Annotated in this window: 1 protein-coding gene and 1 pseudogene; both read right to left on the minus strand. The window is 63.3% G+C overall.

Annotated elements, in window-relative coordinates:
• Nucleotides 1-375: 30S ribosome-binding factor RbfA (gene rbfA / locus AHiyo1_RS05070; protein WP_059387821.1), on the minus strand; the 375-nt coding region annotated here is incomplete at its 3' end.
• Between the two features lie 315 nt (nucleotides 376-690).
• A pseudogene (gene infB / locus AHiyo1_RS05075) lies at nucleotides 691-2,598 on the minus strand (translation initiation factor IF-2); the annotation flags it as partial.

The following is a 2,598-nucleotide window of genomic DNA, read 5'->3' on the forward strand; positions in this document are numbered from 1 at the left end:
GCCGGCGGCCAGGGCGGCCACCTCGGCGTCGCGCTGCTTGGCGGTGCGCAAGAGCTCCTCAAGGTTCGAGGCGTTGACCGGGATGAGGTCGGCAACGAATTCCAAGGTCGGAGTCAGCCGCACGGTGATGTTGCGGCCCACTTCCTGGCGCAAAACACCCTTGGCCTTCTCCAACGCCCGAACAGCATCAGAATGGGCGGCTTCGTCGCCGAAGACGGTGTAATACACGGTGGCGTGCTGAAGATCGTTGGTGACGCGGGCATCCGTAATAGTGATGCCCTCAACCCGAGGATCCTTGATCCGCCGGCCCAGTGCCTCAGCAACAACAACCTTAATCCGCTGCGCCAACTTGGCAGCGCGTGCCGGATCAGCCATTTCTACTCCTAAAATTTGCGTACGACGGCGCGGTGGCGTCTCGCGTACTTAAGTCTAAAAAATGCCACTCGCCAAAAAAGGCCCGAAACGGGCCGCGAGCTTCCCACTGAGGCCCGTGGAGCCGATATGGGGGCCCGGGAGTGGCTAAGGTGGCAGCCGAGGGTCCCAATGCGAGCTTGCGAGCATTGGGAAGGCTGACACCGCTGCCGAAGCTGGGCGGCCGACGTCGTAAGAGTCAGCCGCCCAGCGTAGGGGTGGCCCCCATATCGGCAGAACGGGCCGGAGCCGCCCGAGAGCAGCACGGCCTGCGACACCTTAGACGCGCGGCTTTTCGCGCATCTCGAAGGTCTCGATGATGTCACCTTCGTTGATGTCGTTGTACGAGCCAAGACCGATACCACACTCGAAGTCCGTGCGGACCTCGGTGGCGTCGTCCTTGAAGCGCTTGAGCGTCTCAACGGTGAGGTTGTCGCCGATGACCTTGCCATCGCGGCTGACGCGGGCCTTCGTGTTACGGCGGATGATGCCCGAGCGCACGATCGAACCGGCGATGTTTCCGAACTTGGAAGAACGGAAGACTTCGCGGACCTCGGCGGTACCGAGCTGGACTTCCTCGTACTCCGGCTTGAGCATGCCCTTGAGGGCCAGCTCGATGTCATCGATTGCCGAGTAGATGACGGAGTAGAAGCGCATGTCCACGCCTTCACGATCGGCCAGTTCAGCCACGCGCTCGGCGGGCTTGACGTTGAAGCCGATGATGATGGCGTTGTCCACCGTGGCGAGGTTGACGTCGTTCTGCGTGATGGCACCCACACCGCGGTGGATGACGCGCAGTTGAACGTCTTCGTCGCCCACATCGATCTTGAGCAGGGCGTCTTCGAGGGCTTCGACCGCACCGGAAACGTCACCCTTGAGGATGAGGTTGAGGGTGTCGATCTTGCCTTCGGCCACAGCCTTGTCGAAGTCCTCGAGGCTGATGCGCTTGCGGCGCTTGGCCAGTGCCGCGTTGCGGTCGGCTGCCTCGCGCTTTTCAGCGATCTGGCGGGCCGTACGCTCGTCGGAGGTCACCAGGAAGGTGTCGCCTGCACGCGGTACGTTGGACAGGCCCAGGACCTGGACCGGACGGGACGGGAGCGCGACGTCGAGGGCGTTGCCGTCTTCGTCGAACATGGCACGCACGCGGCCGTGGGCCGTACCGGCCACGATCGTGTCACCGACGGCCAGGGTACCGGACTGGACCAGGACGGTGGCCACGGAGCCGCGGCCCTTGTCCAGGTTCGCTTCGATGGCAATGCCTCGAGCGTCCTTGTCCGGGTTGGCGCGCAGGTCCAAAGCGGCGTCTGCGGTCAGCAGCACGGCGTCGATCAGTTCGTCGATGTTGATGTTCTGGCGGGCAGAAACCTCAACGAACATGGTGTCGCCACCGTATTCTTCGGGAACCAGGCCGTACTCGGTGAGCTGGCCCTTGACCTTGTCCGGGTTCGCACCTTCCTTGTCGATCTTGTTGACCGCGACGACGATCGGCACGTTGGCCGCTTGTGCGTGGTTGAGTGCTTCCACCGTCTGCGGCATGACGCCGTCGTCGGCTGCGACAACCAAGATGGCGATGTCGGTGACCTTGGCACCACGTGCACGCATGGCGGTGAACGCCTCGTGACCCGGGGTGTCAATGAAGGTGATGTCGCGCGGAGTGCCTTCGTGGACGTGGCTGATCTGGTAGGCACCGATGTGCTGCGTGATGCCGCCGTGTTCGCCGGCAACCACGTTGGTCTTCCGGATAGCGTCGAGCAATCGGGTCTTACCGTGGTCAACGTGACCCATGACGGTGACAACCGGCGGACGCGGTTCGAGGACGTCGTCGCCTTCGGCTTCCAGTTCGGCATCGAGATCGATGTCGAACGAGTCGAGGAGCTCGCGCTCTTCGTCTTCCGGAGAGACAACCTGTACCTTGTAGCCGAGTTCGGCGCCGAGCAGGCCGAAGGTGTCTTCGTCCAGCGACTGCGTAGCCGTTGCCATCTCACCGAGGTGGAACAGCACGGTCACCAGTGCGGCGGGGTTCGCCTCGATCTTGTCGGCGAAGTCCGTGATGGACGAGCGCGACGGAGCCGGACTACGGTGTTGCCGTCGCCGCGGGGTACGGATACGCCACCCAGCGACGGAGCACTCATCTGCTCCAGTTCCTGACGCTTTGCACGCTTCGACTTGCGCTGCTTGCCGCGTCCT

Origin of the sequence: Arthrobacter sp. Hiyo1 (assembly GCF_001263615.2) — a bacterium.
GTDB lineage: Bacteria > Actinomycetota > Actinomycetes > Actinomycetales > Micrococcaceae > Arthrobacter.